The 26,605-nt window shown below is 61.8% G+C and carries 27 protein-coding genes; 16 read left to right on the plus strand and 11 right to left on the minus strand.

What is annotated here, in order from left to right; genetic code table 11:
• Positions 1 to 43 precede the first annotated feature (43 nt).
• Genes nadC through nadA form a run of 3 tightly spaced genes read right to left on the minus strand, consistent with a single transcriptional unit; the run spans position 44 to position 3,521 of the window.
• Entirely contained in the window at positions 44 to 916 is an 873-nt protein-coding gene (gene nadC, locus CJ178_RS07585) for a carboxylating nicotinate-nucleotide diphosphorylase (RefSeq protein WP_095886469.1), read from the minus strand.
• On the minus strand, positions 913 to 2,487 hold the full coding sequence (locus CJ178_RS07590; protein ID WP_095886470.1) for an L-aspartate oxidase: 1,575 nt from the start codon (positions 2,485 to 2,487) through the stop codon (positions 913 to 915). The genes nadC and CJ178_RS07590 overlap by 4 nt, the downstream gene beginning before the upstream one ends.
• Complete coding sequence (gene nadA / locus CJ178_RS07595) at positions 2,484 to 3,521, minus strand: quinolinate synthase NadA (protein ID WP_033230932.1); 1,038 nt, start codon at positions 3,519 to 3,521, stop codon at positions 2,484 to 2,486. The genes CJ178_RS07590 and nadA overlap by 4 nt, the downstream gene beginning before the upstream one ends.
• Before the next feature lie 102 nt (positions 3,522 to 3,623).
• Between nadA and CJ178_RS07600 the strand changes: the two genes are divergently transcribed.
• Positions 3,624 to 4,352, plus strand: coding sequence for an NUDIX hydrolase (locus CJ178_RS07600; protein WP_033230933.1), 729 nt, complete (start codon positions 3,624 to 3,626; stop codon positions 4,350 to 4,352).
• A gap of 15 nt (positions 4,353 to 4,367) precedes the next feature.
• Here CJ178_RS07600 and CJ178_RS07605 read toward each other — a convergent pair whose 3' ends face one another.
• The 3 genes from CJ178_RS07605 to CJ178_RS07615 form a co-directional block, all read right to left on the minus strand.
• Positions 4,368 to 4,700 (minus strand): SDR family NAD(P)-dependent oxidoreductase, encoded by a 333-nt coding sequence (locus tag CJ178_RS07605; RefSeq protein WP_045070198.1) that lies wholly within the window; start codon positions 4,698 to 4,700, stop codon positions 4,368 to 4,370.
• Between the two features lie 226 nt (positions 4,701 to 4,926).
• Positions 4,927 to 6,300 (minus strand): DUF2252 domain-containing protein, encoded by a 1,374-nt coding sequence (locus CJ178_RS07610; protein ID WP_373557447.1) that lies wholly within the window; start codon positions 6,298 to 6,300, stop codon positions 4,927 to 4,929.
• 50 nt (positions 6,301 to 6,350) lie between these two features.
• Positions 6,351 to 6,920 (minus strand): DUF2567 domain-containing protein, encoded by a 570-nt coding sequence (locus CJ178_RS07615; protein WP_095886471.1) that lies wholly within the window; start codon positions 6,918 to 6,920, stop codon positions 6,351 to 6,353.
• 121 nt (positions 6,921 to 7,041) lie between these two features.
• Between CJ178_RS07615 and CJ178_RS07620 the strand changes: the two genes are divergently transcribed.
• Positions 7,042 to 8,208 (plus strand): TDT family transporter, encoded by a 1,167-nt coding sequence (locus CJ178_RS07620; protein ID WP_257013047.1) that lies wholly within the window; start codon positions 7,042 to 7,044, stop codon positions 8,206 to 8,208.
• Positions 8,209 to 8,226: 18 nt separating this feature from the next.
• Here CJ178_RS07620 and bsaP read toward each other — a convergent pair whose 3' ends face one another.
• Together bsaP and bioB are read right to left on the minus strand one after the other, a co-directional pair.
• Positions 8,227 to 8,451, minus strand: a complete 225-nt coding sequence (gene bsaP, locus CJ178_RS07625) for a biotin synthase auxiliary protein BsaP (RefSeq protein WP_092800548.1) — start codon at positions 8,449 to 8,451, stop codon at positions 8,227 to 8,229.
• Positions 8,448 to 9,476, minus strand: a complete 1,029-nt coding sequence (gene bioB / locus CJ178_RS07630; RefSeq protein ID WP_033230938.1) for a biotin synthase BioB — start codon at positions 9,474 to 9,476, stop codon at positions 8,448 to 8,450. Before bioB ends, bsaP begins: the two co-directional genes overlap by 4 nt.
• A 139-nt stretch (positions 9,477 to 9,615) precedes the next feature.
• Between bioB and CJ178_RS07635 the strand changes: the two genes are divergently transcribed.
• Positions 9,616 to 10,254 carry a TetR/AcrR family transcriptional regulator C-terminal domain-containing protein gene (locus CJ178_RS07635; protein WP_045070205.1) on the plus strand — a complete coding sequence of 213 codons (639 nt, stop codon included), beginning with the start codon at positions 9,616 to 9,618 and terminating at the stop codon, positions 10,252 to 10,254.
• Here the strand turns inward: CJ178_RS07635 and CJ178_RS07640 are convergent.
• Positions 10,240 to 10,560 (minus strand): AzlD domain-containing protein, encoded by a 321-nt coding sequence (locus CJ178_RS07640; RefSeq protein ID WP_092800557.1) that lies wholly within the window; start codon positions 10,558 to 10,560, stop codon positions 10,240 to 10,242. The genes CJ178_RS07635 and CJ178_RS07640 overlap by 15 nt on opposite strands.
• Positions 10,557 to 11,234, minus strand: a complete 678-nt coding sequence (locus tag CJ178_RS07645; RefSeq protein ID WP_045071069.1) for an AzlC family ABC transporter permease — start codon at positions 11,232 to 11,234, stop codon at positions 10,557 to 10,559. The genes CJ178_RS07640 and CJ178_RS07645 overlap by 4 nt, the downstream gene beginning before the upstream one ends.
• Before the next feature lie 64 nt (positions 11,235 to 11,298).
• On the opposite strand from CJ178_RS07645, the gene CJ178_RS07650 reads away from it, so the two are divergent.
• The 3 genes from CJ178_RS07650 (at position 11,299) to CJ178_RS07660 (ending at position 12,738) form a co-directional block, all read left to right on the plus strand.
• Positions 11,299 to 11,859: a helix-turn-helix domain-containing protein gene (locus CJ178_RS07650; RefSeq protein WP_084703021.1), complete on the plus strand. Its 561-nt coding sequence runs from the start codon at positions 11,299 to 11,301 to the stop codon at positions 11,857 to 11,859.
• A gap of 91 nt (positions 11,860 to 11,950) precedes the next feature.
• Entirely contained in the window at positions 11,951 to 12,361 is a 411-nt protein-coding gene (locus CJ178_RS07655) for a VOC family protein (protein WP_045070208.1), read from the plus strand.
• Entirely contained in the window at positions 12,358 to 12,738 is a 381-nt protein-coding gene (locus CJ178_RS07660) for a VOC family protein (protein WP_033230942.1), read from the plus strand. The genes CJ178_RS07655 and CJ178_RS07660 overlap by 4 nt, the downstream gene beginning before the upstream one ends.
• Positions 12,739 to 12,758: 20 nt before the next feature.
• Here CJ178_RS07660 and CJ178_RS32720 read toward each other — a convergent pair whose 3' ends face one another.
• Complete coding sequence (locus tag CJ178_RS32720; protein WP_165826276.1) at positions 12,759 to 12,917, minus strand: hypothetical protein; 159 nt, start codon at positions 12,915 to 12,917, stop codon at positions 12,759 to 12,761.
• Positions 12,918 to 13,622: 705 nt separating this feature from the next.
• Here CJ178_RS32720 and CJ178_RS07665 point away from each other — a divergent pair.
• The 10 genes from CJ178_RS07665 to CJ178_RS07715 all read left to right on the plus strand — a co-directional run bounded on the left by CJ178_RS07665 (position 13,623) and on the right by CJ178_RS07715 (position 26,578).
• Positions 13,623 to 15,221: an SMP-30/gluconolactonase/LRE family protein gene (locus CJ178_RS07665; protein WP_257013048.1), complete on the plus strand. Its 1,599-nt coding sequence runs from the start codon at positions 13,623 to 13,625 to the stop codon at positions 15,219 to 15,221.
• Positions 15,222 to 15,229: 8 nt separating this feature from the next.
• Complete coding sequence (locus CJ178_RS07670; protein WP_033230943.1) at positions 15,230 to 16,090, plus strand: SDR family NAD(P)-dependent oxidoreductase; 861 nt, start codon at positions 15,230 to 15,232, stop codon at positions 16,088 to 16,090.
• Positions 16,091 to 16,118: 28 nt separating this feature from the next.
• Complete coding sequence (locus CJ178_RS07675; protein WP_095886472.1) at positions 16,119 to 17,495, plus strand: aromatic ring-hydroxylating oxygenase subunit alpha; 1,377 nt, start codon at positions 16,119 to 16,121, stop codon at positions 17,493 to 17,495.
• Positions 17,496 to 17,539: 44 nt separating this feature from the next.
• Complete coding sequence (locus CJ178_RS07680) at positions 17,540 to 19,393, plus strand: flavin-containing monooxygenase (protein ID WP_233365756.1); 1,854 nt, start codon at positions 17,540 to 17,542, stop codon at positions 19,391 to 19,393.
• Positions 19,386 to 20,312 (plus strand): SDR family NAD(P)-dependent oxidoreductase, encoded by a 927-nt coding sequence (locus tag CJ178_RS07685; protein ID WP_095886473.1) that lies wholly within the window; start codon positions 19,386 to 19,388, stop codon positions 20,310 to 20,312. Before CJ178_RS07680 ends, CJ178_RS07685 begins: the two co-directional genes overlap by 8 nt.
• Complete coding sequence (locus CJ178_RS07690; protein ID WP_095886474.1) at positions 20,302 to 22,008, plus strand: thiamine pyrophosphate-binding protein; 1,707 nt, start codon at positions 20,302 to 20,304, stop codon at positions 22,006 to 22,008. Before CJ178_RS07685 ends, CJ178_RS07690 begins: the two co-directional genes overlap by 11 nt.
• Before the next feature lie 69 nt (positions 22,009 to 22,077).
• Complete coding sequence (locus tag CJ178_RS07695) at positions 22,078 to 23,508, plus strand: aldehyde dehydrogenase family protein (RefSeq protein ID WP_095886475.1); 1,431 nt, start codon at positions 22,078 to 22,080, stop codon at positions 23,506 to 23,508.
• A 13-nt stretch (positions 23,509 to 23,521) separates the two neighbouring features.
• Complete coding sequence (locus tag CJ178_RS33635; protein WP_306453177.1) at positions 23,522 to 24,988, plus strand: SDR family NAD(P)-dependent oxidoreductase; 1,467 nt, start codon at positions 23,522 to 23,524, stop codon at positions 24,986 to 24,988.
• Positions 24,989 to 25,001: 13 nt separating this feature from the next.
• A complete protein-coding gene (locus tag CJ178_RS07710; protein ID WP_095886476.1) occupies positions 25,002 to 25,838 on the plus strand; it encodes a TauD/TfdA dioxygenase family protein in 837 nt (278 codons plus the stop codon).
• Positions 25,835 to 26,578: an SDR family NAD(P)-dependent oxidoreductase gene (locus tag CJ178_RS07715; protein ID WP_095886477.1), complete on the plus strand. Its 744-nt coding sequence runs from the start codon at positions 25,835 to 25,837 to the stop codon at positions 26,576 to 26,578. Before CJ178_RS07710 ends, CJ178_RS07715 begins: the two co-directional genes overlap by 4 nt.
• Positions 26,579 to 26,605 lie beyond the last annotated feature (27 nt).

The raw sequence follows: 26,605 nt of genomic DNA on the forward strand, positions 1-26,605 counted from the left end.
CATGCTCTCATGGCCGCCCCCGAACAGGCGGCGGCCATGAGAGTCACATATCCAGACCGAGATCCAGAACCGTCACAGAGTGCGTAAGGGCACCGACCGCCAGGTAATCGACTCCGGTACCCGCGTACTCGGCGGCAACGTCGAGACTCAGACCGCCGGAAGATTCGAGCTTGGTCGCGGGCGACGCGGTGTTACGTCGCTGCACCGCGATCTGGGTCTGCCACAGCGGGAAGTTGTCCAGCAGAATAAGTTCGACATTTTCGGCAAGCACCAGATCAAGCTGCTCGAGGGTGTCTACCTCGACCTCGCACTCGATGTCCGGCGCAAGTTCACGCACAGCCCGCAGTGCTGCGACGACAGATCCGGCGGCAGCAACATGATTGTCCTTGATCAAAGCCGCGTCACCGAGACCCATGCGGTGATTGACTCCCCCACCGACCTGGACGGCGTACTTCTGCAGCGCGCGCAGACCGGGAAGGGTCTTGCGGCTGTCGCGGATCTTCGCATCGGTGCCGGCAACGGCATCAACCCAAGCCGCTGTAGCGGTGGCGATTCCGGACAGGTGGCACACCAAGTTGAGCATCGTCCGCTCCGCCGTGAGCAGTCCGCGGGTAGGCGCTTCGACGGTCAGCACCGATTGGCCGGGAACCACACGGGTGCCGTCGGCAACACGATCGACCACGTCGTAGTTGCCCGCGCCGATCACTTCGTCGAGGACAAGCAGTCCGACATCGATTCCCGCAACAGTGCCTTCGGCGCGCGAGACAACCGACGCTTTCGCGGCCGCGTCAGCGGGAACTGTCGCAACGGAGGTGACGTCTGGTCCATAGCGAAGATCTTCGTCCAAAGCGAGTCGAACCAGCGTCAGGACTTCGTCAAGCTCGAGGGGGGCCGGCAAGGTCTTCTGCGCGGTCATCGGTGGGCTCCTGTCAACAACATGTCGTGTATTTCCATCTCGCCATCGGCACCGCGCTTGATGCGGATGCTGCGACGCTGATCGGGATCGGTTTCCGGGTAATCGGTGCGGGTGTGGCACCCGCGGCTCTCGGTACGTGCAGCGGCGACCGCAACCAGTGCCGTCGCAGTCACCGTCAACGCGGCGTCCTCGAGTTCCTCGGCATTCACTGCAAGAGTGAGTTCCGCATTCGCAAGGCCGGTGCGTGCAGCTTCGAGGCCGGCGCCGTCTCGAACAACCGATGCGTGAGTAGTCATGATCGTCTGAACGGCCTCGCGGGGCAATATCGGCAGCGGTGCGCTGGCGACGTTGACAACCTCGGCGTGAACCTCACGTCGCTCCGCGGCGGCGATCCCGGCTCGCTCCCCAACGACCAATCCTTCGAGAAGACTATTGGATGCAAGGCGATTGGCACCGTGCAGACCGGTACGGGCAACTTCTCCCGCCGCATAGAGTCCCGGAACTCCGGTACGTCCGTGGACGTCCGTCGCGACACCACCACACGAGTAGTGGGCGGCGGGAGCAACCGGAATCAGCTGCGTCCGAGGATCTATGCCCGCCTCGAGGCACGAGGCCGTGATGTTCGGGAATCGCGTCGAGAACCCGTCGACTTTTCGAGCGTCGAGGTACACATGATCGCTGCCCAGGTCACGCAGACGCGCGGCAATTGCCCGCGAGACGACGTCACGGGGCGCCAGATCACCAAGGGGGTGAACTCCTGCAGTCACCGAATCACCATTGGTGTCAACAAGAATTGCACCCTCACCGCGTACGGCCTCACTGATCAGCGGCCGTCGGCCGAGGCCGCCGGGAGTGAACAGAACCGTCGGGTGGAACTGCACGAATTCGAGGTCGGCGACCGACGCACCAGCTGCGAGCGCCAGCGCGATACCGTCAGCGGTTGCACCTGGCGGATTGGTACTGCACGAGTACAACTGGCCGAGACCACCCGTCGCCAACAGAACAGCAGGCGCATGGATCACGCCCAGGCCGTCCGGGGAGGACACGACAAGCCCGCACACACCGCGCCGATTGGTGACTACCTGCACGGCAGCGGCGCCGAACAGGACCGGGAGACCAGCGGCGTTGAGTGCCCGCTGCACTTCCGCGCCGGTGGCGTCTCCACCGGCGTGGATGATCCGCCTGGTGCTGTGGCCACCCTCGCGGGTACGGGACACTTCGCCGTCACGCCCACGATCGAACACTGCACCGAGCGCGGCCAGTGCCGCGACTGCCTCGTGCCCGGCTTCCACAACGGAGTACACCGCTGCTTCGTCGCACAGTCCGACACCGGCTTCGCAGGTATCGGCGACATGTGAATCCACCGAATCGGTACTCAAGTCGCCCACGACGGCAATCCCGCCCTGCGCATACTGCGTCGACGTATCGGTCGGACCGCCCTTGCTGACAGTGAGCACCTTCAACCCGCGCATCGACGCGACGCGCGCGGCTGTGAGCCCCGCAACGCCGCCGCCGACCACAACAAGATCGGCATGCGCCTCCCAGGCGTAGCGCCCGGCAGGGCTCGTCACTCGCCGCCGCCCGGATTACCGATCTCGATCATGCGCTGCACCGATTTCTGAGCACGCTTGGCCATCTCGAGGTCGACGTGAACCTCGTCCTTGCCTTCGAGGAGGCAACGAAGCAACGCGGCCGGAGTGATCATCTTCATGTACGGGCACGACGCGCGGTCATTCACCGCCTGGAAGTCGACATCCGGTGCGGCTTTACGCAACTGGTGCAGCATGCCGATTTCCGTGGCGACCAGAACCTGCTTGCTCTTCGTGACGCGGGCAGCGTCGAGCATGCCACCGGTGGAGAGGATCTTGACCTTGTCCGCGGGCACCGCACCTTCACCGGCCAAGTACAGAGCCGAAGTGGCACAACCGCATTCAGGGTGCACAAAAAGCTCGGCATCGGGGTGAGCCTTGGACTTCGCCGTCAACTCGTCACCGTTGATACCCGCGTGGACGTGGCATTCACCGGCCCAGATCTGCATGTTGGTGCGGCCTGTGACGCGCTTGACGTGGGCTCCGAGGAACTGGTCCGGGAGGAAGAGAACTTCCCGGTCGGGATCAATGGAGTTGACCACGTCGACTGCATTGGACGACGTGCAGCAGATGTCCGTCAGGCCCTTGACCTCGGCCGTGGTGTTGACATATGACACGACGAGGGCGTTCGGGTTGTCCGCCTTCCACTCGCGAAGTTGCTCCGCGTTGATGGAATCAGCCAACGAGCAACCGGCGCGCTCGTCCGGAATCAGCACCGTCTTGGACGGCGACAGAATCTTGGCGGTCTCGGCCATGAAGTGGACGCCGCAGAACACGATCGTGTCTTCGGGGGCCTCCGCCGCGATACGCGAGAGGGCAAGAGAGTCACCGACGTGGTCGGCGACATCCTGAATAGCGGGAAGCTGGTAATTGTGCGCCAGAATCGTGGCACCGCGTTCGCGAGCCAGACGTTTGACCTCGGCAGCCCACTCGGGGGTCGCTTCGACTCCTGCGTATCCGCCGGGGCCGTCGTGAATCTGCGAGGTCGATCCCTCCCACAACGTCGTGGTCGTCATGGCGTTCTCCTTCACCGTGAACCCAGGCTCATCACCCAGTTCAAATCCGAACGGGCTGGCCCGGATTTCCGTTATCGAGGTTTTCGACTTAGGATCGAAAACGTGCCCAATAGTAACACCACCCACGAAGTGCTCACAGCGGTGTTCCAGGTTCGCGCCTTTCCCACTGACATCACCGCAGGTGACGGCGCTCACAGCACCGATGAACGTGAAGAACTTGCCGTCCTGCTGTGGCAGCGCGCGCTCGATCCACAGAAGGGCACATGGTCACTGCCCGGCGGCACCCTGCGTGACGACGAGGACCTCACCACGTCGGCTCGCAGACTCCTCGCCGACAAGGTCGATCTGCGTAAGGTCGCACATCTCGAACAACTGTCCGTTTTCAGCGATCCGCAGCGCGTTCCGGGTGGGCGCCGCATCGCGTCGACCTTCCTGGGACTGGTTCCCTTGAGCGCGGACCCTCAACTTCCATCCGACACTGCTTGGCACCCGGTGTCGCAGCTGCCGGAGATGTCTTTCGACCACGGCACTGTTGTTCGGCACGCCCGCAACCGACTGGCCGCCAAGCTCTCCTACACGAACATCGGCTTCGGCCTGGCTCCAGACGAGTTCGCGATGTCGACTCTGCGTGAAATCTATTGCGCTGCACTTGGATATCAGGTGGATGCAACCAATCTGCATCGAGTCCTTTGCCGACGCGGTGTGCTCACGGCCACCGGAAACACGGCGCCGTCCGGGAAATCAGGTGGCCGTCCGCCGGCGCTCTACCGCTTCACCGACTCCACGCTGCGCGTGACGGACGAGTTTGCGGCTCTACGACCGCCAAGCTGACTGCGAATATTACTGTCAGGCAACAGCATCGACATCACTTCTCATCATCCATGCTGCGGCGACGGTTCCGGTGGGATCGACCACGCGGTTGATCGTGCCGAAACGTGCACCCACCCGGTCGAGAATGCGATCCGCCTGCCAACGATCCGTCGGATCCGCGACAACCGCGAAGAACCGATGCGCCGGCTTGCCAGCCATGATCCGAACCAGTTCCGTAACGCTCCGAGCCGTCACTGCCACATTCCAGCCGGCAGCAAGGAACTCGGCGGCAACACGCGTTCCGTGATCGCGGCCGATATCGGTCACCAACACCACTCCCCGGTCGAGAACAACTGTGTGAGCACTCATTGCGGCATCTCCTTCGAGGAATCAATCACTGTGACTCCTATGTAAGCCCACAATCTTGTGCTGCCGTTGTGCTCATTCTGTGAGAACTCTGGGGATTCGGCCTAGGAAGGACGAATGATCGGTGGCATGGGGCTTTCGCTGACCAAAGCCACGGCAACGTCGTGTTTCGCAGCGAGTTCGCAAAATACCCGTTGAGCGTCCTCGGCCTGGCTCGCGCGGTCCACCGTCACCAACCGGGAGCACGCGCCACCGATCCACGGGCAATCGCCGCAACCAACTGTGCGTGATCGCGCTCGTTCTGATCCGCGTACCGGCGCGCGAACTTCGCCAAAGCCACAACGGCTTTGTCCGACTGGCCGAGATATTCGGAGATCGCGCTCGCGTCACCGCTGCGGGCATGAGCACGAGCCAGCACTTCCCCACACGCACTTGCGAATTCGGCGAGGTACGGTCCGATGGTTGCGCCGTCGGGAATGACCTTCATGTCGCGGAATTGTCGAACGTAGAAATCCATGCCGCCAACACTGGTCCACCCGACGAACATGTCAGTCGCACTCTGAAGCATGCGTTGCCCTTGGACAACTCGCTCACCGCAGTTCGAGTATCTGCTCGGTTCGACGTTTCCCTCGTACACCGAGGGCCCGGCCTGCTTGATCTGGAGGAAAAGCGGATCGCCGGTCCGACGCTCTTCGAGAAGTGCAAGATAAACACGCATCCCGACGCTGCCGACACCCACCACTTGCCGCACCACGTCCGATGCCCGATATCGCGAGAGCAGACTCCAGATATGGTCCGGAACCGAAGTGCTGTAACCGGCCACGACCTCGGTGACAAGTTCGACCTGACTGTCGCCGACGTGGGTGCGGAACGGTGGCTCTTCACGGATACGTCGCCGTCCGTCGACAATCTCCGTGAGCTTGCGTGACGCTCCCCGACTGGTTCGACTCTGAGCTTTGTTTTCGATCATTTTCCCGGCGCGCAGGGCAGTATCCGGGGTGAAGTAACCCAGTAGACGGTCGACGTCGATGCGGTCGTACCAGATGTCGATTTCGGGGGTTGCAGCGTAGGACTCGATCTTGTCGCGGTAGGCCCTCATTGCTGCCACCGTCGCCGCTTCTGCACGGTCCTCGGAAACTCCGTTCTCACGGGCGAGGACAACGATGCTTGCGGCGAGTCTCTTGACGTCCCACTCGAACGGGCCCGGAACGGTTTCGTCGAAGTCGCGGAGATCGAAGGACAAGTTGCGTTCCGGGGTGGCCCAGAGCCCGAAGTTCAGCACGTGGGCATCTCCACACAACTGCACCCCGATGCCGGTGTTCGGCGCCGATCCGAGATCGGCGGCCATGACCGCGGCCGCGCCCCGGAAGTACGTCCACGGAGATGCCGCCATTCGGCCATGCCGGATCGGCAGCAAGTCCTGCGCCCGAATCGTGTTCTGCGCCAGTATCGTTGCGAGCGAATCGTGACCCCGCTCGGCGTCGTTCCACAGCGCTAGTTGCGAGCGGGTCACAACCTTGCGAGCAGACCTACCACCCAGCAACACCTCAGGAGTGGTTACTGTGGCGCGCGGACGGGCGATGTCAGCTTCGAATACAGGCACGCGCTGAGTATGAACGACAACGGACAATTAGGCGTCTGCTAGACCAACCGTCAGGACAATTCCTGCGTCGCGGGTTCCGACAACACATCAGCCTCGACGTCCGCGTCGTCCGCATGGTCGGCAACCCCGAGGTCGTCGTACGGGCTCAGTGCCACAAGAACCAATGTCGTGATGCACGCCGCCAACGGCTGAACGATCAGCACCAGCAACGTGCCGATGCCGGGCGCCCGGGCGATGATCTCTCCCACCGCCGGATTGTCGACGGACGGAAATCGCAACTTCGCGATGCCGGTGCCCACTGCAGCCATCAGTGCAGTACCGAGCACTGAACCGACGATCAACCCGCCGAGCGCGTACGGCCCTCGGCTGAGTCTCGCGAGCCACGCGGCCACCCCGGTGAGAACACCGAGAATCAGGGCAAGCAGGAAAAAGATCGCGACCGCATCGAACTGATGAAGACTCTCCCCGGTCAGCGCAATTCCGCGGCCCTCGGCGACAACCAACAGATGCTCGGCCGGCGCCAGGAACGCCCACAGCACTCCGATCAGCGCGCTGACCGCTGCCGTTGAGCAACCGATGAGAAGGGCAGTGCGTAGTCGAGTCCGCCGAAGAGAAATCACACTGTGTGACGCTACCTTCCCCCGTCCATCAGTCGAGAACCTCTCGGAATCAGTGCCGGCGCCGCTACGCTGACCTGACGCACCATTTCATATCAATTGGCGCCCTGAGCGAGGAGCAATCGTGGTTGCACCGCACCAGCCGTGGTTACTTTCCTCACTGCAATCACCCGGGCAGATCCTCGGCAATCTCGGGCCGAACTGGTTCGCGTCCGTCATGGGCACCGGAATTGTCGCGACGGCAGCAGCAACACTCCCCGTGCAAGTTCGGGGTCAGCAAGTGTTTGCACAGGTGATGTGGACACTCGCCGCGATTTTGCTCGTGGTTCTCGTCGTCGCAGTGGTGGCGCATTGGGTACGCCATCCGACGGTGGCTCGCAGCCATGCACACAACCCGCAGATGGCGCATTTCTACGGCGCCGCACCGATGGCATTTCTGACAGTGGGAGCCGGAGCGCTATTGGTCGGAAAGTCTCTCATCGGGGAACGCGCTGCTGTCGGCCTCGACGCGGCACTGTGGACGATGGGAACCATCGGCGGACTATTTACCGCAATGACCATCCCTTACCTGATGTTCACTCAGCACAAGGTCGAAGCGGACGCGGCCTTCGGCGGGTGGCTGATGCCCGTCGTTCCGCCCATGGTCTCCGCCGCGACCGGCGCGCTGCTCATCCCCCATATGCCGCCCGGCACCGGACGCACGACGATGCTCTACGGCTGTTACGCCATGTTCGGCCTGTCGTTGTTCGCGTCGTTCATCATCATCACGATGGTGTGGAGTCGCCTCGCCCACTTCGGTACCTCCGGGACCGCCCGTGTACCGACTCTGTGGATCGTCCTGGGTCCGCTGGGCCAGTCCATTACCGCGGTCGGCCTGCTCGGAGCGAATGCGCATCTTGCCGTTTCACCGCAGTTGGCATCCGGGATGGGGATCTTTTCGATCCTGTTCGGAGTTCCCGTGTGGGGATTCGCGGTGTTGTGGATCGGATTGGCCACAGCGCTCACAGTCCGGACGGCACGCCAGGGAATGCCATTTGCCCTGACGTGGTGGAGTTTGACTTTTCCGGTCGGCACTTTTGTTACTGGCACAACACAATTGGCGTTGCATACCGAATTGCCGGCCTTCCGATATGCCGCTGCCATCGCCTACGTCGGGCTATTGGGCACGTGGTGCTTGGTGGCAGTCCGAACTGCCCGCGGCAGCCTTCGCGGAAATCTGTTCCTACCGCCTCCGAACACCGGGGCGATCAAAGCACACAAATTCCCACCGGTGACAACACCTCCGACGTGAGTTGCCACCTGCCGCGCGCTACCTGAGCTTTGCGTCGATCGAGTCGACCACCCCGTGACGTGAGCACTGTGCCCACCACCCGTCTGGGCTGATCTGCACGATCATGCGCCGACCGCAGTGCTCGCAGAACCGAGGTGGTTCGAGTCCGAGCGACGCAGCGGCCGGCGTCGGGTCTTCGACGCCCTCGACGAGTCGACGCCCGGTGTACGGGTTGTATCGCTCGTCCGTGACCGACTCGGTCACAGCGTGTCGTTCAGGGCTTTGATCGGCATCTGCAGATCGATGAGCAAATCGAGGTCACTTTCGGCTGGACGGCCGAGCGTCGTGAGGTAGTTACCGACGATGACGGCATTGATGCCGCCGAGGATTCCCTGCTTGGCACCAAGGTCACCGAGCGTGATCTCACGCCCACCGGCAAAACGCAGGATGGTGCGCGGCAATGCGAGGCGGAATGCCGCCACGGACTTCAGCGCCTCGCTTGCGGGAAGGACCTCGAGATCGCCGAACGGCGTTCCCGGACGCGGATTGAGGAAGTTGAGCGGGACCTCGTCTGGCTCCAGTTCAGCGAGGTTCGCGGCAAATTCCGCTCGCTGCTCCAACGTCTCGCCCATTCCCAGAATTCCGCCACAGCACACTTCCATGCCCGCTTCGCGAACCATGCGCAACGTGTTCCACCGCTCGTCCCACGTGTGAGTGGTGACCACGTTCGGGAAATGCGATTTCGAGGTTTCCAGGTTGTGGTTGTACCGGTGCACTCCCATCGCGGCGAGTTGATCAACCTGCTCCTGCGTCAGCATGCCGAGCGAGCAGGCGATCTGAATGTCGACCTCATTGCGGATCGCTTCGATTCCGGCCGCGACCTGCGCCAGCAACTTCGCGTCCGGCCCACGGACGGCGGCAACGATGCAGAATTCCGTGGCACCCGATTTGGCCGTCTGCTTGGCAGCCTCCACCAGGCTGGGAATATCGAGCCACGCCGCACGCACGGGAGATTGGAAAAGCCCGGACTGCGAGCAGAAATGGCAGTCCTCGGGGCAACCGCCGGTCTTGAGGCTGATGATGCCTTCGACCTCGACTTCGGGCCCACACCATTTCATACGCACGTCGTGGGCGAGGGCCAGCAGGTCCTCCAGGCGTTCGTCGCCCAATCGAAGTACGTCGAGCACCTGGCTTTCGCTCAGGCCTTCGCCGCGTTCGAGGACCTGCTCGCGGGCGAGGTCGAGGATGTCGATCGAAGCGGGCGCCGTGCTTACCGAGGTCGGAGTCACCGGGAGTCTCCTTCAAGACTGGAAAATTGAACACCGTACAAGTTGAACGGTGTTCACGTTAGAGACGAGGTGGAATACTGTCAAAGGCAAGCTCCGATGAGGCCATCGGTTCGATCCACAGAAAACGAGGGGCAAACACGTGCAGTTGCGACGCGGAGACGTTCTGGACGGCGCTATGGCGATCCTCGACGAATTCGGCCTGGCCGACCTCACGATGCGCAGACTCGCCACGTCTCTCGGCGTTCAGCCCGGCGCCCTGTACTGGCATTTCCCGAACAAGCAGACTTTGCTCGGCGCGGTGGTCGACAAGATCCTCGAGGGCGTGGACACCCCGATCGACGCCGAGAACTGGGAAGAATCCTATTCCGAACTGGCACACAGACTTAGGTCCGCTCTGCTGGCGCACCGCGACGGCGCCGAGTTGGTGAGCGCCACCTTCGCGTCACGGATGACGACAAGCGAGGTGCGCGAGAACTTCGTGACTGCCGGACTCACGTCAGGCCTGTCACGGGAACATGCCGAACTCGCAGCCTACGCAGTCCTGTACTACGTCCTCGGGCATACCGTCGACGAACAGTCTCGCGCCCAAATGGAAGAACTCGGCGCCCTGACCAGGGCTCCCATCTCCCCCGACGCCCCGGAGATCATCGGCGGCGGATCCGACGACGATCTCCTCGCCGGCGATCCCACCGTCCGCTTCCAGTTCGGCCTCGACCTGTTCATCGACGGAATACGCGCACGATTGACAAACCCGCACGCTGCGCTACGCAATTCCTGACAACCGCAGCAGTGCGGTGACGCCCGCCGCGACGAACACCACCGCAACCAGTGGAGCTTTGAACCACGCAGCAATCGCGCCGGCGCTCACGCCGACGACACGTGCGGGCCCACCAAAATCGTTGCCGTCGAATAGCATCGACGTCAGCGCTACGGCAACCAGCAGACACACAATACTGCGATCGAGCGACGCAAGCGCCCCAGCGGACAGTGCAACCCGAGCCCGGAGTAGAACTCCACTGACCCGCAAGGCATAAGTGCCACAGGCAAATACGATGATCGCAACACTCACGCCCAGTGCGCTCATCGGGCGTTCTCCCGAAACGGGAGGACAGCAGCCATCCCCAACAAGGCCACAAGTGGGGCCATTCCCGATGGCAAGAAGGTCGAAGTGCCCACCGCTACAACCGCGCCGACGGACGCCGCAATCAACGTGAGTCTCTCCTTCAATGCCGGCAACACCAGCGCGAGAATCACGACCGGAAACGCGGCGTCCAGTCCGAGCGTCGCCGGATTCTGGACCACCGAGCCGAGAATTCCGCCCGTCAACGCACCGAGCGGCCAGCAGATCGCGATTCCGATTCCGCACAGCCAGAAGGCCGCTCGCTTTCGCGCGAGAGTGGACTGAGCGGTGGCAATCGCCACGGATTCGTCATTCACCAGGTGCGCGCCCACCACTCGCCGCCAGCCTTGGCCGAGGAATGAGCCGACAGATAATCCGTAGGCAAAATTTCGTGAATTGATCAGTAACCCGGCAAGAACCGCCGCGACCGGACTTCCGCCGACGGCAATGATCCCGATGAACAGAAACTCCGACGATGCCCCGAGCACCAGGATCGCAAGCACAAGTAGTTGCCAGAGCGAGAATCCGGCAGACCCGGCAGTGACGCCGTAGGACACCCCCACCACGGCCACAGACGCGCAAATCAACGCGGCCACCCGGACAGTGTCACGATCAAGTGTTCGCCATAGAGAACGCATGTATTCTATGTTGAACGAACTGACACCGTTCGTCAAGGCGAACGAATGATCGGAGCATCGAACAATGGTGAGTGGGGACAGCACACCTCAGCAACTGGTTGCGCGTGCGCTCAAACGAGAGCGCACCCGAGCCGGACTGAGCATCTCCGAAGTCGCACGACGGGCCGACATCGCCAAATCGACACTCTCACAACTCGAATCCGGCCTGGGAAACCCCAGCCTGGAAACGTTGTGGGCTCTCGGAAACGCGCTGGGCGTTCCGTTCGCGCAACTCGTCGACTCTCCGTCGCACCCTGTCCAGTTGATTCGCGCCGGTGACGGCCCGGCCATTGGGTCTGCAAACGCGTCGTACATTGCGACGCTTCTGGCTCCCAGCCCACCGAATGCCCGGCGCGACCTCTACCGGATAGTCGCCGAGCCGGGCGAACCGCGCATATCCACGCCGCATGCACGCGGAACCACCGAACACGTTGTCATCGGTCATGGTCGAGCCGAAGTCGGACCGACTACCGACCCCGTCGAACTGGGCCCGGGTGACTACCTCTCCTACCCCGGCGACGAAGAACATATCTTCCGAGCGCTCGAACCCGGCACGACGGCAATCCTGGTGTCCGAACATATCTGAGTATCGTGCGATGACTTTTGCGGAAGTGGGCAGTCTATAAATCTAGGCAGTCCTTCTCGACTCGCCCGTACGGCTACCAGCAGGAGGAAGCATGTCCGGATCCAGCATCGGGAGCATTTTGCTCTCCAGCACCAACCCAGATCGGCTGCGCGACTGGTATGCGCAGGCATTTGCGCCGAAAGTCGACCGAACACCCGGAGAACCCGGCTACGACGTCCTCGACTTCAACGGTTTCTACGTGATGATCGACAAACGCGACGACATCGGCGACACCAACAAAGAACCCGGCCGAATGTTCCTCAATATCGAGACCGACGATGCGCGCGCAATTGCGAAGCGGATCGATGCGCTCGACGGAGCCTGGTTCGCCCCGCTCGAAGACCGCGGCGGCAGTTGGTTTGCAACTGCGATCGATCCCGATGGCAACTACATCCAGATTATCGAGTTCAGCGAGGCAGCCCGAGCAGAGATGGAGTCGACCATGAGTGAGGACAAGAAATGAGCGCACTCGGAAGCACAAAGGCCATCAGCGGATTCTCTGTCGACGACATTGACGCGGCCAAGAAATTCTATGGCGAAACCCTTGGATTGAAGGTCACAGACGAGGAAATGGGAATTATCCGCCTGCACCTAGCAGGTGGGACCGAAATACTCGTCTATCCCAAGCCGAATCACGAACCCGCGTCGTACACGATCCTGAATTTCCTCGTGGACGATATCGACAGTGCGGTCGACGAACTGACCGGCCGCGGAGTGGAGTTCGTCAAATACGACGGCTTCCCGCAGGAGGAGAACGGCATCATGCGAGGCAACGGCCCCGATATCGCCTGGTTTACCGACCCGGCCGGAAACGTGATCTCCGTCCTGAAAGAATCCTGACCCGTCTCGGCGCCGAAAAACTACCCGCTGAACAGTTGCGACTGGCGCTGTTCAGCGGTGTCGGCGTTGGAACGTTCCGCCACAGATGCGGTGCGTTCGGACGCCAATTCCTCTGCAGTTTTTTCGATCTCGGCCGACTCCGTCGCACTGGAGTCGGAGAACAAATTCGATTCGTACATTTGCCACCCTTGTGATTTTCACCCGCCGCGATTTTCACCCTATTGCCGTAGAAACGGCACCTATCCGGAACGGATGACTCAGCGGTTCATCCACCAGTCTTGCACGCCATCGCGTTACCGGAATAAACGGTATCCACGGTTGCGTCCAGAGGAGGGTGGAAAGTGATCGCAGAGCGGGCCAACCACGCACGAATCGTGGATGCCTTCGCGGATGTAGGCAATGCAGTGACCGCATCGCGTGACGCCGAGGCCGGCCCAAAGGTAGTCGCGCGCTAACCCGCCTTCGGGCAGATCAGCACCTGGACTTACGGTCTCGATCATGCCTCCGTCCGGCATATAGCCGAAGTGTGCCGGATTGCTCGAAGGTCAGGGCGAACGAAAGTCGCTGTCCACCAAGGACAGTCAAAACCCCTTGCCCGCCGGCCAGCAGCGCCGGACTCACAGCGAACAAACCGCCGTACTGCACATACGCACATGGCGGTCATCAGTACTGCCCACGATCAGTGCTGCGTCAAAACCGGAAATCAGACACACATATAGCGAGAATCGTACTTCCATCCTCCTAAGGATTGCAATACTTGAAATGCTTAGGGTTCCGTGATTAGCTCACGATCAACGAAGAGTGGCGCACGTCACGACCCAATCGGTCAGTCGAGGCCCGTCTACTCACCCCCAAAAATCTCTCCTCACCACAGGAGGCACTCCTTGACACAGGCGGCCCGCTACACCAGCCCAGCGCAATTCACCCTCACCGAGGGCTGGAATCTCACCCGGCTCACTCCCCCGAGCAGGCTGTTCGGCGCAAACGGACTCCGCACCGGACCGGACGGCCGCGTCTACGTGGCACAGGTGGCAGGCAGCCAGATCAGCGCGCTCGACATCAACACCGGCAACCTCGAGACCATCAGCGCCATGGGCAGCGACATCGTTGCGCCCGACGACGTCGCCTTCGATCCCACCGGTGACCTGTACATCACCGAGTACTACGACGGCCGGGTCAGCGTGCGCGAATCAAGCGGCAGCACGCGGCTTTTGCGCGACGACCTCCCCGGAGTCAACGGAATCACGTTCCACCAGGGGCGACTGTTCGTCAACGAGTGCCGCATCGGTGGCCGGTTGATGGAACTGAGCCTCGACGGCGGCGCACCCCGGATACTTCTCGAAAACCTCCCGATGCCCAACGGCATGGAGGTCGGTCCCGACGGGAAGCTGTACTACCCGGTGCTCGGGACCAACGAAATCTGGCGCATCGACCCCGACGGCAACGGTGAACCCGAACGCGTCGCAGCAGATCTCGGCGTCCCGGACGCAGTCAAGTTCGACTCCGAGGGCTTCATCGTCTCCACCCAGGTGGCGTCGGGCGAAGTGCTGCGGATCAATCCCCGCAACGGCGATCGCACCGTACTGGCAAGCCTCAATCCCGGACTCGACAACCTCACCTTCGTAGGTGATCGACTGTTCGTATCGAGTTTCACCGGCCAGATCACGGAGATCCTCGATGGTGGCCGAACCCGCACCGCCTTGGCCGACGGTTTGACTTGGCCCCTGGATTTGACCGTTGGCCCGGACGGCACGTTGTACATCGCCGATGGCACCTTCTTGCTCGCACTCGAACCGAGCGGCGAACTCCGCACTCTCGGAATGCTTTTCAGCCCAGGATACCCCGGTTACATCCGCGGAATGACGGCCGTCGGCGACGGCGAATTCATCGTCGCGGGCAACGGAACCGTTTCGCGCTACAACGCCGTCACCGCTGAAAGTGAGGTCCTCGCCGAAGGACTCGACCAACTCTACGGTGTCGCGGTCTCCGCGAACGGAACCATCGCGGTTGCCGACCTGGGAGCAGGCAAAGTTGTTGCCGTCGGGTCGAGCGGGCAGGTTGAAGAATTGGCCTCGGGACTGCACGACCCGATGGGCGTGGCCTTCACCGCGGACGGTACCTGCCTGGTCTCCGAAGCCGGCGCCGGACGAATCGTCGCGATCAACGGCTCCAGCGTCGACACGATCGTCGACGGACTCGAGAACCCGCAGGGAATTCTTGTTCGGGGCGGCGTGCTCTACATCGTCGATGTCGGAACAAAAGCCCTGATCAGCTTCGATCTGTCGACCAAGATTCAGCAGCGAGTTGCCGGCAATCTGCCGGTGGGCGCACCCGAGGGTGTCACCCCCAAGCCGCTGCTGGGACTAGCGCCGTTCTCCGGTCCTCAGGGCCCGTTCGCCGGCATCGCGGCCGGACCGGACGGAACAATCTACGTCTCCGCAGATGCAGAGGGCAGCGTCCTGGCACTACGCAAGGCAGTGTGAGCCGCGCCATGAGCAACAGCCAAGTTGGCGACAGCTTTGTCGGTCTGGACGGACGCATCGTGGTTGTCTCGGGCGCAGCAGGCGGCGGGATCGGCACGTCGGTAACGAGCATGCTTGCCCGCGCCGGAGCAACCGTGATCGCCGTGAGCCGTTCCAAGGAAAACCTCGACACCCACATCGCACCACTTATCGCGCAGGGTCTTTCGATCATCCCACTCGCGGCCGATGCGTCCACCGACGACGGTATTGCCATCGTGCGGGAGCAGATTCGACGCACCGACGGCAAACTGCACGGATTGGTCAACGTCGCCGGCGGCGCTGCCCCTGCAACCTGGATGCCGTCCACTCGCGTCACCCGAGCGGACTGGCGTGAATTGTTCACGGCAAATCTCGAAACGATGTTCTTCATGAGCCAGATGGTCGCGTCGGAATTGAAGGCGCAGAGCCGTCCGGGTTCCATCGTGTCGATCTCGTCGATCAGCGGAATGAACACCGCGCCTTTTCATATCGGTTACGGCAGTGCAAAAGCCGCCTTGGTCGCGGCAACCCGCACGATGGCCGTGGAACTCGCCGAAGTCGGTATTCGAGTGAACGCCATCGCTCCCGGCGTGACCGCCACCCCTGCGTCCTCCACCTACGTCGACGACGATCCCGAGCGTGATCGCCGCGCCATCACGATGGGTCGACGCGGCCGCCCTGAGGAGCAAGCCGGTGCAATTCTCTTCCTGCTGTCGGATCTCTCGACCTACATCACCGGACAGACATTGCTCGTGGACGGCGGACTGAATCTCAAGTGGACGCACATGGGCCCAGATCACACGTCACTTTTTCTCAAGGACGAATCGTTCCGCGACGCGATAACGCACTGACACAGAACCGATGTGAAGAGGAGACACCATGACCGACACCGCCGAGAGCATTCCGGAATCGACTGTAACCGAGTCACATTCCACACCACTCACCATCGGTGTGGAGGCATACATTTCGCAGACGTATGCCCGCGCCGAGGGCGACAAGCTGTGGTCGAAAGTATGGCAGCAGGTCGGTCGGGTGGAGGAAATTCCCAAGGTCGGCGACTTTCTCACCTACGAAATTCTCGATGAATCGGTCATCATCGTGCGCTCGACCCCGGACACGATCAGTGCTTACCACAACGTCTGCTCCCACCGCGGTCGCCGACTCGTCGACACGCCGCCCGGTGCCCACGAAGCCCGCGGCCAGGCAAGGCAATTCATCTGCGGGTTTCACGGCTGGCGGTACGACCTCGACGGCAAGAACACCTTCGCCGCCGAACGTCAGGACTGGCCGTGTGGGTTGACCGAGGAATCAACGAAGCTGCGTGGTGTCACAGTGGACACCTGGGGTGGATGGATCTGGATCAACATGGATCCGGGCTGCGAACCTCTACGTGACTATCTCGAGCCCGCGGCTTCTCTTCTCGATCATTTCCACCTCGAGAACATGCGGTACCGCTGGCGCAAATGGCTTGTCTTCGACTGCAACTGGAAGGTTGCGCTCGAAGCGTTCATGGAGACCTACCATGTTCCGTACACCCACCCGGAGTTCATGAACTTCGGGAATTTTCTCGGTTGGTCGCGCGCCCAAGGTAAGCACAGCAACATCGGCTACGACGCACCGAAGGGCATGGAAGAAAACCAGGCAAAACTGCGCATCGGCAGCGGCGCGGACCCCCGTAAGTCGACCATCGAAATGCAGAACTTCACGTGGGAAAATGCAAACACCAATACAACTCGGACCCTCGTCGATGCGGCCCAGCGACTGATCGACGAACTCCCCGAGGGCACCCCATCGGATCAGGTTCTGCGTCACTGGCTGGATTCGGCCAGGCGCGACGACGAAGCGCGTGGCGTGATCTGGCCGACCGTCGACCCACAGGTTGTCGCCGCAAGTGGCACGGCGTGGCAGATCTTCCCGAACTTCCAGATCGGGCACGCCCTGAACAACATGCTCTGCTACAGCGCCCGGCCCTACGGCGACGATCCGAACAAGTGCATCTTCGAGGCCGCTGTCTACGAACTCTTCCCCGCAGGCGAGGAACCGGAAACCGAATGGGAGTTCACCCCGCCGGAGGATCCGGCCTGGCGAACCGTCCTGCCACAAGACTTCGTGAACATGGCTGCGGTCCAGAAAGGTATGAAGTCGCAAGGCTTTTCAGGGCCGAAACCCAACCCGTACCGCGAACGCAGCATCGTCAACCTCCACCACAACCTAGCCACGTACATGGGTACCGGTGCGCCGGTGGATCTCGCCTGACTCCTCACATCGTGTACTGACTTGCTCTGACGAAAGAAGATCCGATGACCGCACCGACCCAAGCTACGGCCATGACGCCTTGCGCGCCCACACACACTCCCGAAGTCGACATCGACGCTCTCCGGGCGAAGTACCTCCTCGAACGCGACAAGCGTGTTCGTCCCGAAGGTCAGCAGCAGTACGTGGAGGCCGCCGACGAATTCGCGGGTTTCTACGAGAGCGATCCGCACCTGCCCGTCGAACCGCGCGAGCCCATCACCGACGACATCGAGGTCGTAGTCCTCGGCGGTGGATTCTGCGGCCTCATTGCCGCGCACCGCCTTCAGCAGGCGGGCGTCACAGACTTCAAGATCGTCGAACTCGGTGGCGACTTCGGCGGCGTCTGGTACTGGAACCGCTACCCGGGAATCCAGATCGACTCGGACGCCTACTGTTACCTCCCGCTGCTCGAGGAAACCGGCTACATGCCGAAGGAGCGGTTCTCGCACGGCGACGAGTGCTTCGAGCACGCTCAGCGCATCGGTAAACACTTCGGGTTCTACGACAATGCGATCTTCCATACCTTGATCCGCTCGCTGGAATGGGACGAGGAGATCAATCGCTGGCAGATCCGTACCAATCGCGGCGACGAGATCCGTGCTCGTTTTGTCGTCATGGCACAGGGCCCATACAACCGGCCGAAGCTTCCGGGTATCCCCGGGATCACGGACTTCAAGGGACACACATTCCACACGGCTCGTTGGGATTACGACTACACCGGCGGCGACCTGCACGGCGGGCTGGACAAGATCGCCGACAAACGAATCGCCGTCATCGGCACCGGATCGAGTGGTATTCAGGCGATCCCTCACCTGGCAAAAGGCGCGAAGCACCTGACCGTCTTCCAGCGGACACCGTCGTACATCTTCGAGCGAGCCAACTACCCGACCGATCCCCAATGGGTGAACAGTCTCGAGCCAGGTTGGCGGGCAGCACGTCAGCGCAACTTCCACAATGCCGCCTTTGCCTTCTACTCCCCCGGCGAGCCGGATCTCATTTGCGACGGCTGGACCGAAGTGTCGCGCAACATGGCCGCGAAACTGACCGAAACCAACGGCTGGGCTGCGCTCGCCGATCCGGTGAAGTTCATGGAACTCAAGGAGATCGAGGACTACCGATCGATGGAACGGCTCCGCCGACGGATCGAGGAGATCGTCGACGACTCGGACACTGCGGAACTACTGAAGCCGTACTACCGCAACATGTGCAAGCGTCCCGTCTTCAACGACGACTATCTCCCGACCTTCAATCGCCCGAACGTCACTCTGATCGATGTGTCGGAAACCAAAGGCGTGGAACGGATCACCGAGAAGGGCGTGATGGTCGACGGCGTCGAGCTCGAGTTCGACGCGATCGTGTTCGCGAGTGGGTTCGAGATCACCACCGCGCTCGACCGCCAGTTCGACATCGCGCCGTTTGCCGGTCGCGACGGAACCTCCCTCTACGACCACTGGGGCAAGGGATTCCGCACCCTGCACGGTGTCATGGCGCACGGCTTCCCCAACCACTTCGCCACCGGCTTCGTTCAAGGCGGAGTCACCGCATCGACAACGCTGATGTTCGAGCAGCAGGCCGACCATATCGCGTACATCATCAAAGAGGCCCAGGCGCGCGGAGCCACGCATGTCGAACCCACCGCGGCAGCCGAAGAAGGCTGGATCCAGACCATCCGGGCCCACTCGATCGACAACAGCACGTTCACGTCGGAATGCACCCCCGGCTATTACAACAGCGAAGGCGAGCCGAACGGGCGCTCATTCCTCGGCGACCCGTTCTGGGGCGGCTTCTACGAACTGGGCGAAATCCTTCAAACCTGGCGGGACACAGGCACATTGGAAGGCCTGAAACTCGATGTCTGAGGCCCGCTTCGACGGTCGTGTTGCCGTCATTACCGGCGCCGGCAGAGGAATCGGACGTGAGTACGCACTACTACTCGCGTCCAAAGGGGCCAAAGTGGTCGTCAACGATCCCGGTGTCGGGATCAGCGGTGAGAATACAGATAGCGGAGTCGCCAGTGCGGTCGTCGCGGAGATCACTGCTGCCGGCGGCGATGCAGTCGCGAGCACTGCCTCCGTTGCAACCGCACCGGGCGGCCAGGCGATCGTCAACGCGGCCATCGAGCACTACGGACGTATCGACATCCTCATCCACAACGCCGGAAACAACCGCTACGCACCGCTGACGGAGATGACGTACGAGGATTTCGACGCAGTTCTCGACGTTCACCTCCGCGGCGCATTTCACGTACTGCGGCCGGCATTCCCGCTGATGTGCGACGCCGGATACGGCCGGATCGTGCTGACCTCGTCGATCGGCGGTCTGTACGGAAACAACCGCATCGCGAACTACGCGGCGTCCAAGGCCGGCATCATCGGACTGTCCAACGTGGCAGCAATCGAGGGTGCCGACCACGGCGTCTTGTCCAACGTCGTCATTCCCGCAGCGATCACGCGGTTGGCCGACGGGCTCGACACGTCGTCGTACCCGCCCATGGGACCGGAACTCACGGCCCCGACGGCCGCCTGGCTGGCTCACGAATCCTGTTCCATCACCGGCGAAATGCTGGTGACAATCGGCGGCCGCGTTGCTCGGGCATTCATCGCCGAAACCCCCGGGGTGTACCAACCGTCATGGTCGATCGAGGAGGTTGGAAGGCAGATCGACGCCATCCGCGACATCCGCGATCCGTGGATCCTGCCTGTCGTCCCGTCAGCTCACGTCGACCACATCACCAAGAGTTTTGCGATAGCCATGGAGGGCAACGCACATGTCAGTTAAGGTTTACGAACGCATTTTGCAGCTCTTCGAAGCCGAGGGCATCAACACGATTTTCGGAATCCCCGACCCGAACTTCGTGCACATGTTCCACCTCGCCGAGGAACGCGGATGGAATGTGGTTGCGCCGCACCATGAAGAGTCGGCCGGATTCATGGCTGAGGCCGTATCGCGCATGACCGGCAAGGCCGCGGTGTGTATCGGCACCCTTGGCCCCGGCGTCGCAAACCTGGCCGGCGCCATGATGTGCGCCAAAGTCGAGAACTCACCGGTGATCTTCCTCGGTGGCCAGCGCGCCCGCATCACCGAACAGCGCGTTCGACGTGGGCGCATTCAATTCGTCAAACAGGCAAACCTCTTCGAAGCATCCGTAAAATACAGTGCCAGTATCGAATACGCCGATCAGACGGACGAAATTATCCGCGAAGGACTGCGGAAGGCGCTGTCCGGCACCCCTGGACCCGTGTACATCGAATACCCCTCCCACATCATCCAGGAAGAGCTGGACGTTCCAGACCCGTTGCCCCCCAATGCATATCGCATGGTCGGACAGACTGCGGGTCCAGACTTCGTTGCCGAAGCGGTGAAATTGATCCAAGCGGCCCAGCAACCCATTCTGCTCATCGGGCACGGAGTCCACACCTCCCGCGCCGGCGAATCCGTCAAGGCACTCGCAGATGCCATGGCCTGCCCTGTCATTCAGACCTCAGGGGGCACCTCCTTCATCGAAGGACTCGAGAACCGCACCTTTCCATACGGCTTCTCCTCCGCCGCTGTCGACGCCGTGGTGAAATCCGACCTGTGCCTGGCAATCGGCACCGAACTCGGAGAGCCGGTCCACTACGGCCGGGGCCGGCACTGGATCGCAAACGAAGCGAACCGGAAATGGATCCTCGTCGAACAGGATCCGGAGGCGATCGGCGTCAACCGCAGGATCGACGTGCCCCTCGTCGGCGATCTCCGCGCGATTGTTCCCCAACTCTCCGACGCGCTGTGGGATGCACCGCGCACGGCAACCCCCGAGCTCGACGGCTGGATCACACAGGATGCGGCGCAGCTGGCGGAACTTGCCGAAACCGCGCCGTCCGGTATGACTCCGGTGCATCCCGCTCGTCTGATTGTCGAGGCGACCAAGGATTTCCCGAGCGACGGCATCATGGTCCGAGACGGCGGCGCCACCACTATCTTCGGCTGGACGTACTCACAGGCAAAACCCCACGACGTGATGTGGAATCAGAACTTCGGCCACCTCGGCACCGGGCTCCCGTATGCCGTCGGCGCCGGTGTAGCTGACGGCGGCCAACGTCCCATCATGTTGATCACCGGCGACTCGTCGTTCCAATTCCATATCGCAGAACTGGAAACCGCTGCGCGACTCAACCTGCCGCTGGTCTGCGTAGTTGCCGTCGACTATGCGTGGGGACTCGAGGTGGGTGTCTACAAACGCACGTACGGCCAGGGATCACTCGAGACCGGTGTTCACTGGAGCACAGATACGCGGCTCGACAAGGTTGCCGAAGGCTTCGGCTGCTACGGCGAGTACGTCGACCGCGACGAGGATATCGCGCCGGCGATCAAGCGCGCCTACGCCAGCGGTAAGCCGGGCGTCATCCACGTTGCCGTCGACCCCAAGGCGAATTCCGAGGAAATGCCGAGCTACGACGAGTTCCGAACATGGTACGCAGAAGGCACTCAGTGAACATTCCAGCTCGCATCATGCCCGGCTCGACGAGTACTCACGAACACTGCGAAAGGGACCAGAACAGTCATGCGTGAATATCTGAAGTTCTACATCGGCGGACAATGGGTCGATCCAGCGGAGTCCAGCACACTGGAGGTTGTCAATCCTGCGACCGAGAAGGTCTGCGGCACAGTAGCATCAGGATCACCAGCAGACGTCGACCGCGCCGTTGCGGCAGCACGCGACGCGTTCTCGAGTTGGTCTGCAACCAGCCGCGAGGAACGACTCACGATTCTGCGAAACATTCTCACCGAGTATCAGAACCGGATGGGCGACCTCGCTGCAGCTCTGACGGAGGAGATGGGCGCACCGAACGCGCTGGCCAACGGTTTCCAAGTGAACCTTGGTGCCGGTCATCTCACCACCGCGATCGATGCACTCGAGAACTTCGTCTTCGAGGAGCAGCAGGGCGATTCACTGATCGTCAAAGAACCGATCGGAGTCTGCGGATTGATCACCCCGTGGAACTGGCCGATCAGCCTCATTGCCGTGAAAGTCTTCCCCGCACTGGCAACTGGTTGCACCATGGTGCTCAAACCTTCGGAGAAGTCACCGTTCACGGGCCAGATCTTCACCGAAATCCTCGACGCTGCAGGAGTTCCCGCCGGCGTGTTCAACCTCGTCCAGGGCGACGGACCCACTGTCGGGGCAGCACTGTCCGCACACCCGGGCGTCGACATGATCTCGTTCACCGGCTCCACCCGCGCCGGCATCGACATCGCCACCAACGCCGCACCCGGCGTCAAGCGAGTCTCGCAGGAGCTCGGCGGCAAGAGCCCCAACATCATCCTCGACGACGGCGACTTCGCCGAGAACGTCGCCAAGGGTGTGGCAACCATGATGATGAACTCCGGGCAGACGTGCAGCGCACCATCACGCATGCTTGTGCCCAATTCCCGGATGGCAGAAGCCATCAGCGCCGCGCAAGAGGCAGCATCACAGGTGACCGTGGGTGATCCGAGCGGCGATTCTGCAATCGGCCCCGTAGTCTCCGAGGCCCAGTTCGAGAAGATCCAGTCCCTGATCGACAAGGGGATCGGCGAAGGTGCGACGCTGGTTGCGGGCGGCCTCGGACGTCCGGACGACTTGCCGACGGGCTACTACGTCCGCCCCACCGTTTTTGCCGACGTCACCAACAACATGACCATCGCCCGCGAGGAAATCTTCGGACCGGTTCTCACGATTCTCGGCTACGACAACATCGACGACGCCATCGACATCGCAAACGACACCGAGTACGGCCTCGCCGGATTTGTTGCCGGCGCGGACCTCGAGCAAGCTCGCGCCGTCGCTCGACGGATCCGCGCCGGGTCCGTCGCCATCAATGACGGATTCGACTTCGCCGCACCGTTCGGCGGCTACAAGAAGAGCGGCAACGGACGTGAGTGGGGCGGGTTCGGTTTCCACGACTACCTGGAGATCAAGGGCATGCTCGGCTACACCGCTGACGCTTCCTGAAATAGCACGGGAGATGAGTTCTCTGTCGGGCAAAGTTGCTGTGGTCACGGGCGCCAGTCGCGGTATCGGGAAAGGAATCGCGCTGGCGCTCGCAGAGCAGGGCGCCGTCGTCTACGTCACGGGACGCACGGTTCTCGCTGGGTCGAATCCTCTACCCGGCACGATCGCAGAGACAGCAGCTGAGTGTACGCGGCGCGGCGGCAAGGGCGTTGCCGTCGCAGTGGACCACGCCGACGACGCACAGGTTGCTGCCCTGTTCCACCAGGTACGAGACGAGCAAGGCCGATTGGACATTCTTGTCAACAACGCATTCTCCTTGCCCGAAGACCTGACCGACCCACAGTCCTTCTGGGAGAAACCGCTCTCCCATTGGGAAATGGTGGATGTCGGCGTCCGCTCGAACTTCGTAGCAGCTTGGCATGCCGCCAAGATCATGACACCGCACAAGTCCGGCCTCATAGTGGCCGTCTCCGGATACACCGGCGTCACTTACACCTACAACGTCATCTTCGGCACGGCGAAGTCTGCGGTGGACCGGATGGCACGAGATATGGCCATCGAGCTGAAACCGCATAACGTGACGTCCCTTTCGCTCTGGCAGGGCCTCACCTTCACCGAACGCGCGCAGCGAAACCTGGCGAATGTCCCTGGGTTGGATGGCCGGGCTGCTACTCGGCCGGAGGACGGCTGCACCCCGGAATTCCCGGGTCGCGTCATCGCAGCTCTCGCCGTCGACACAAATCTCGCGACACGCTCGGGCGGCACCTTCATCACCGCCGAACTTGCCCACGAATACGGAATCAAAGACGTTGACGGCAAGGTCGTTCCGTCGCTGCGCTCGTCGCGCGGCGCGCCCATCTGGTCTCCGATCTTCAGTGATCGTGATCAACCCATCTCAGGTAATCGACCGGAGGACTTCATGACTACATCTGCCACCTCGGATCGGCTAGCCGCCCTCGACGTTATGGTCGATCGTCAGGAGATCCACGACGCGTTGACCAGATTCAGCCGTGGCATGGATCGCTTCGACCGCGATATCTTCCTCTCCGCCTTCCACGACGACGCCACAATTGCGGCGGGGAACTTTGTCGGTGGACCGATCGATCTCTACGAGTGGGCCAGAGCGACCCATGAACTGGGCCAGGTGTCGACGCATCACAACCTGCTGAACCACACCAGCGACATCGACGGCGACACGGCACACACCGAGACGTACTACCTATTCGTCGGACGTAATCACGACGACACCAATTGGATCGCAGGCGGCCGGTACATCGACCGCGTCGAACGCCGTGACGGACAATGGAGAATCGCGCTGCGCACCAATGTAATCGAGTGGTCCGGCATCGTTCCAACAATGGGCATACCCTTCGCCGACGTTCCTGACATTCACGTCAACGGCGCCCCGTCGCGCAGCACAACAGACCCGTCGTACCAACGACCACTGACGAACATGCGGAATCCGCATGTCCCCGACTGATCCAGGAGTAGCCATGACCACGCTTGACATCAAGAAACTCAGCAACAATCTCGGTGCGGAGGTTCTGGGCGTCGATACCGATCGGCTACTCCGCGATGACGGTCTCGCAGACGCGTGTATGACTGCACTCGAAAAACATGGCGTATTGCTGTTTCGCAAGATCAACGTCGACGATCGCACGCAAGTCGAGTTCTGCCGGAAACTCGGAACACTGATCAACTTCTCCCGCTTCCCACCGTACGACGCGGAAGAAGTGATGGAGATCAGCTTCGACCCCTCCAACCCCAATGCGGAATACCTCGCCAGTAATGACTTCTGGCACATCGACGGCCTACTCGACAAGATCGCACCGAAGGCGTCCGTGATGAGTGCCCGCGTCACGGCCGACCGCGGTGGTGAAACCGAATTCGCCAGTACCTACGCCGCATACGAGGCGCTATCAGACGACGAGAAGAAACTGTTCGCCGATCTGCGCGTAGTCCACACCTTCGCGGCAATTCAGCGGCTGACGTACCCAGATCCGACACCGACTCAATTGAAGGAATGGGCCTCGCGCCGTGAAGTGGAACATCCCTTGGTGTGGCAGCATGAATCGGGTCGGCAATCGCTCGTGTTCGGGGCGACAACATCGCACGTCGTCGGAATGAACTTCGACGAAAGTCGTGCGCTCCTGGACGATCTCGAAAAGCGCGCCACAACACAAGAACTGGTGTATCGGCACACATGGTCCGAAGGTGACCTGGTGATCTGGGACAACTCCGGCCTCGTCCACCGGGCCTGCGAGTTCGACCGGAGTGAGCCCCGCCGTATGCATCGCTCAACCCTGGTCGGCCACGAGATCATCAAGTGAGCAGTCGCACCGCGGTAGTCACTGGTGGGGCATCGGGAATCGGAGCAGCGATCAGCCGGCGACTCGTCTCTGACGGCGCGATGGTGGCGATCTTCGATATCGACGGCAGTGCCGCCGAGGCGTTGGCGTCATCTATCGAATTGTCAGGCGGCAAAGCCATCGGATTGACCGTCGACGTGACCGACCGCGCCGCGATCGACGCAGGATTGAACGAAGCGCGTACACGTCTAGGACGACCAGCCATCCTGGTGAACAGCGCCGGATTGAGCATCGACGGCCCCTTCCTCGAGATCACTGCCGAAACGTGGAACCGCTCACTCGCGATCAACCTGACCGGCACGTTCGACTGTTGCCAGGCTGTGCTGCCAGACATGATCGAAGAAGGCTGGGGCCGGATCGTCAACATCTCGTCGTCGAGCATTCACAGCGGTGCCCCCGGCTTGGCCGGCTACGTGGCCGCCAAATCGGGAGTTGTCGGCCTCACCAAAGTGCTGGCGCTCGAATTCGCCAAATTCGGAATCACCGTCAATGCGGTTCCTCCCGGATTCATCGACACCCCGATGCTGCGCAACACAGTCGAGAAAGGATTCATCGACCTCGACCAACAGACAGCAAAAACACCCGTCGGCCGGATCGGCCAACCAGAGGATGTGGCGGCTGTCTGTGCGTTCCTCACCAGCGAGGAAGCCGGTTACGTCACCGGGCAGAGCATCGGTGTCAACGGTGGCCGGAACACCTGATCGAAAGCACGTTCGCTACCCGAGAGG

Origin of the sequence: Rhodococcus sp. ACPA4 (genome assembly GCF_002300185.1) — a bacterium.
Classification (GTDB): domain Bacteria; phylum Actinomycetota; class Actinomycetes; order Mycobacteriales; family Mycobacteriaceae; genus Rhodococcus_F; species Rhodococcus_F globerula.

Coding starts and splice junctions, on each gene's coding strand:
- nadC (WP_095886469.1), bottom strand. CDS start 916: ATGACCGCGCAGAAGACCTTGCCGGCCCCCCTCGAGCTTGACGAAGTC.
- nadA (WP_033230932.1), bottom strand. CDS start 3,521: ATGACGACCACGACGTTGTGGGAGGGATCGACCTCGCAGATTCACGAC.
- CJ178_RS07605 (WP_045070198.1), bottom strand. CDS start 4,700: ATGAGTGCTCACACAGTTGTTCTCGACCGGGGAGTGGTGTTGGTGACC.
- CJ178_RS07640 (WP_092800557.1), bottom strand. CDS start 10,560: ATGAGCGCACTGGGCGTGAGTGTTGCGATCATCGTATTTGCCTGTGGC.
- CJ178_RS07645 (WP_045071069.1), bottom strand. CDS start 11,234: ATGCGTTCTCTATGGCGAACACTTGATCGTGACACTGTCCGGGTGGCC.
- CJ178_RS07650 (WP_084703021.1), top strand. CDS start 11,299: ATGGTGAGTGGGGACAGCACACCTCAGCAACTGGTTGCGCGTGCGCTC.
- CJ178_RS07655 (WP_045070208.1), top strand. CDS start 11,951: ATGTCCGGATCCAGCATCGGGAGCATTTTGCTCTCCAGCACCAACCCA.
- CJ178_RS07660 (WP_033230942.1), top strand. CDS start 12,358: ATGAGCGCACTCGGAAGCACAAAGGCCATCAGCGGATTCTCTGTCGAC.
- CJ178_RS32720 (WP_165826276.1), bottom strand. CDS start 12,917: ATGTACGAATCGAATTTGTTCTCCGACTCCAGTGCGACGGAGTCGGCC.
- CJ178_RS07670 (WP_033230943.1), top strand. CDS start 15,230: ATGAGCAACAGCCAAGTTGGCGACAGCTTTGTCGGTCTGGACGGACGC.
- CJ178_RS07675 (WP_095886472.1), top strand. CDS start 16,119: ATGACCGACACCGCCGAGAGCATTCCGGAATCGACTGTAACCGAGTCA.
- CJ178_RS07680 (WP_233365756.1), top strand. CDS start 17,540: ATGACCGCACCGACCCAAGCTACGGCCATGACGCCTTGCGCGCCCACA.
- CJ178_RS07685 (WP_095886473.1), top strand. CDS start 19,386: ATGTCTGAGGCCCGCTTCGACGGTCGTGTTGCCGTCATTACCGGCGCC.
- CJ178_RS07690 (WP_095886474.1), top strand. CDS start 20,302: ATGTCAGTTAAGGTTTACGAACGCATTTTGCAGCTCTTCGAAGCCGAG.
- CJ178_RS07695 (WP_095886475.1), top strand. CDS start 22,078: ATGCGTGAATATCTGAAGTTCTACATCGGCGGACAATGGGTCGATCCA.
- CJ178_RS33635 (WP_306453177.1), top strand. CDS start 23,522: ATGAGTTCTCTGTCGGGCAAAGTTGCTGTGGTCACGGGCGCCAGTCGC.
- CJ178_RS07710 (WP_095886476.1), top strand. CDS start 25,002: ATGACCACGCTTGACATCAAGAAACTCAGCAACAATCTCGGTGCGGAG.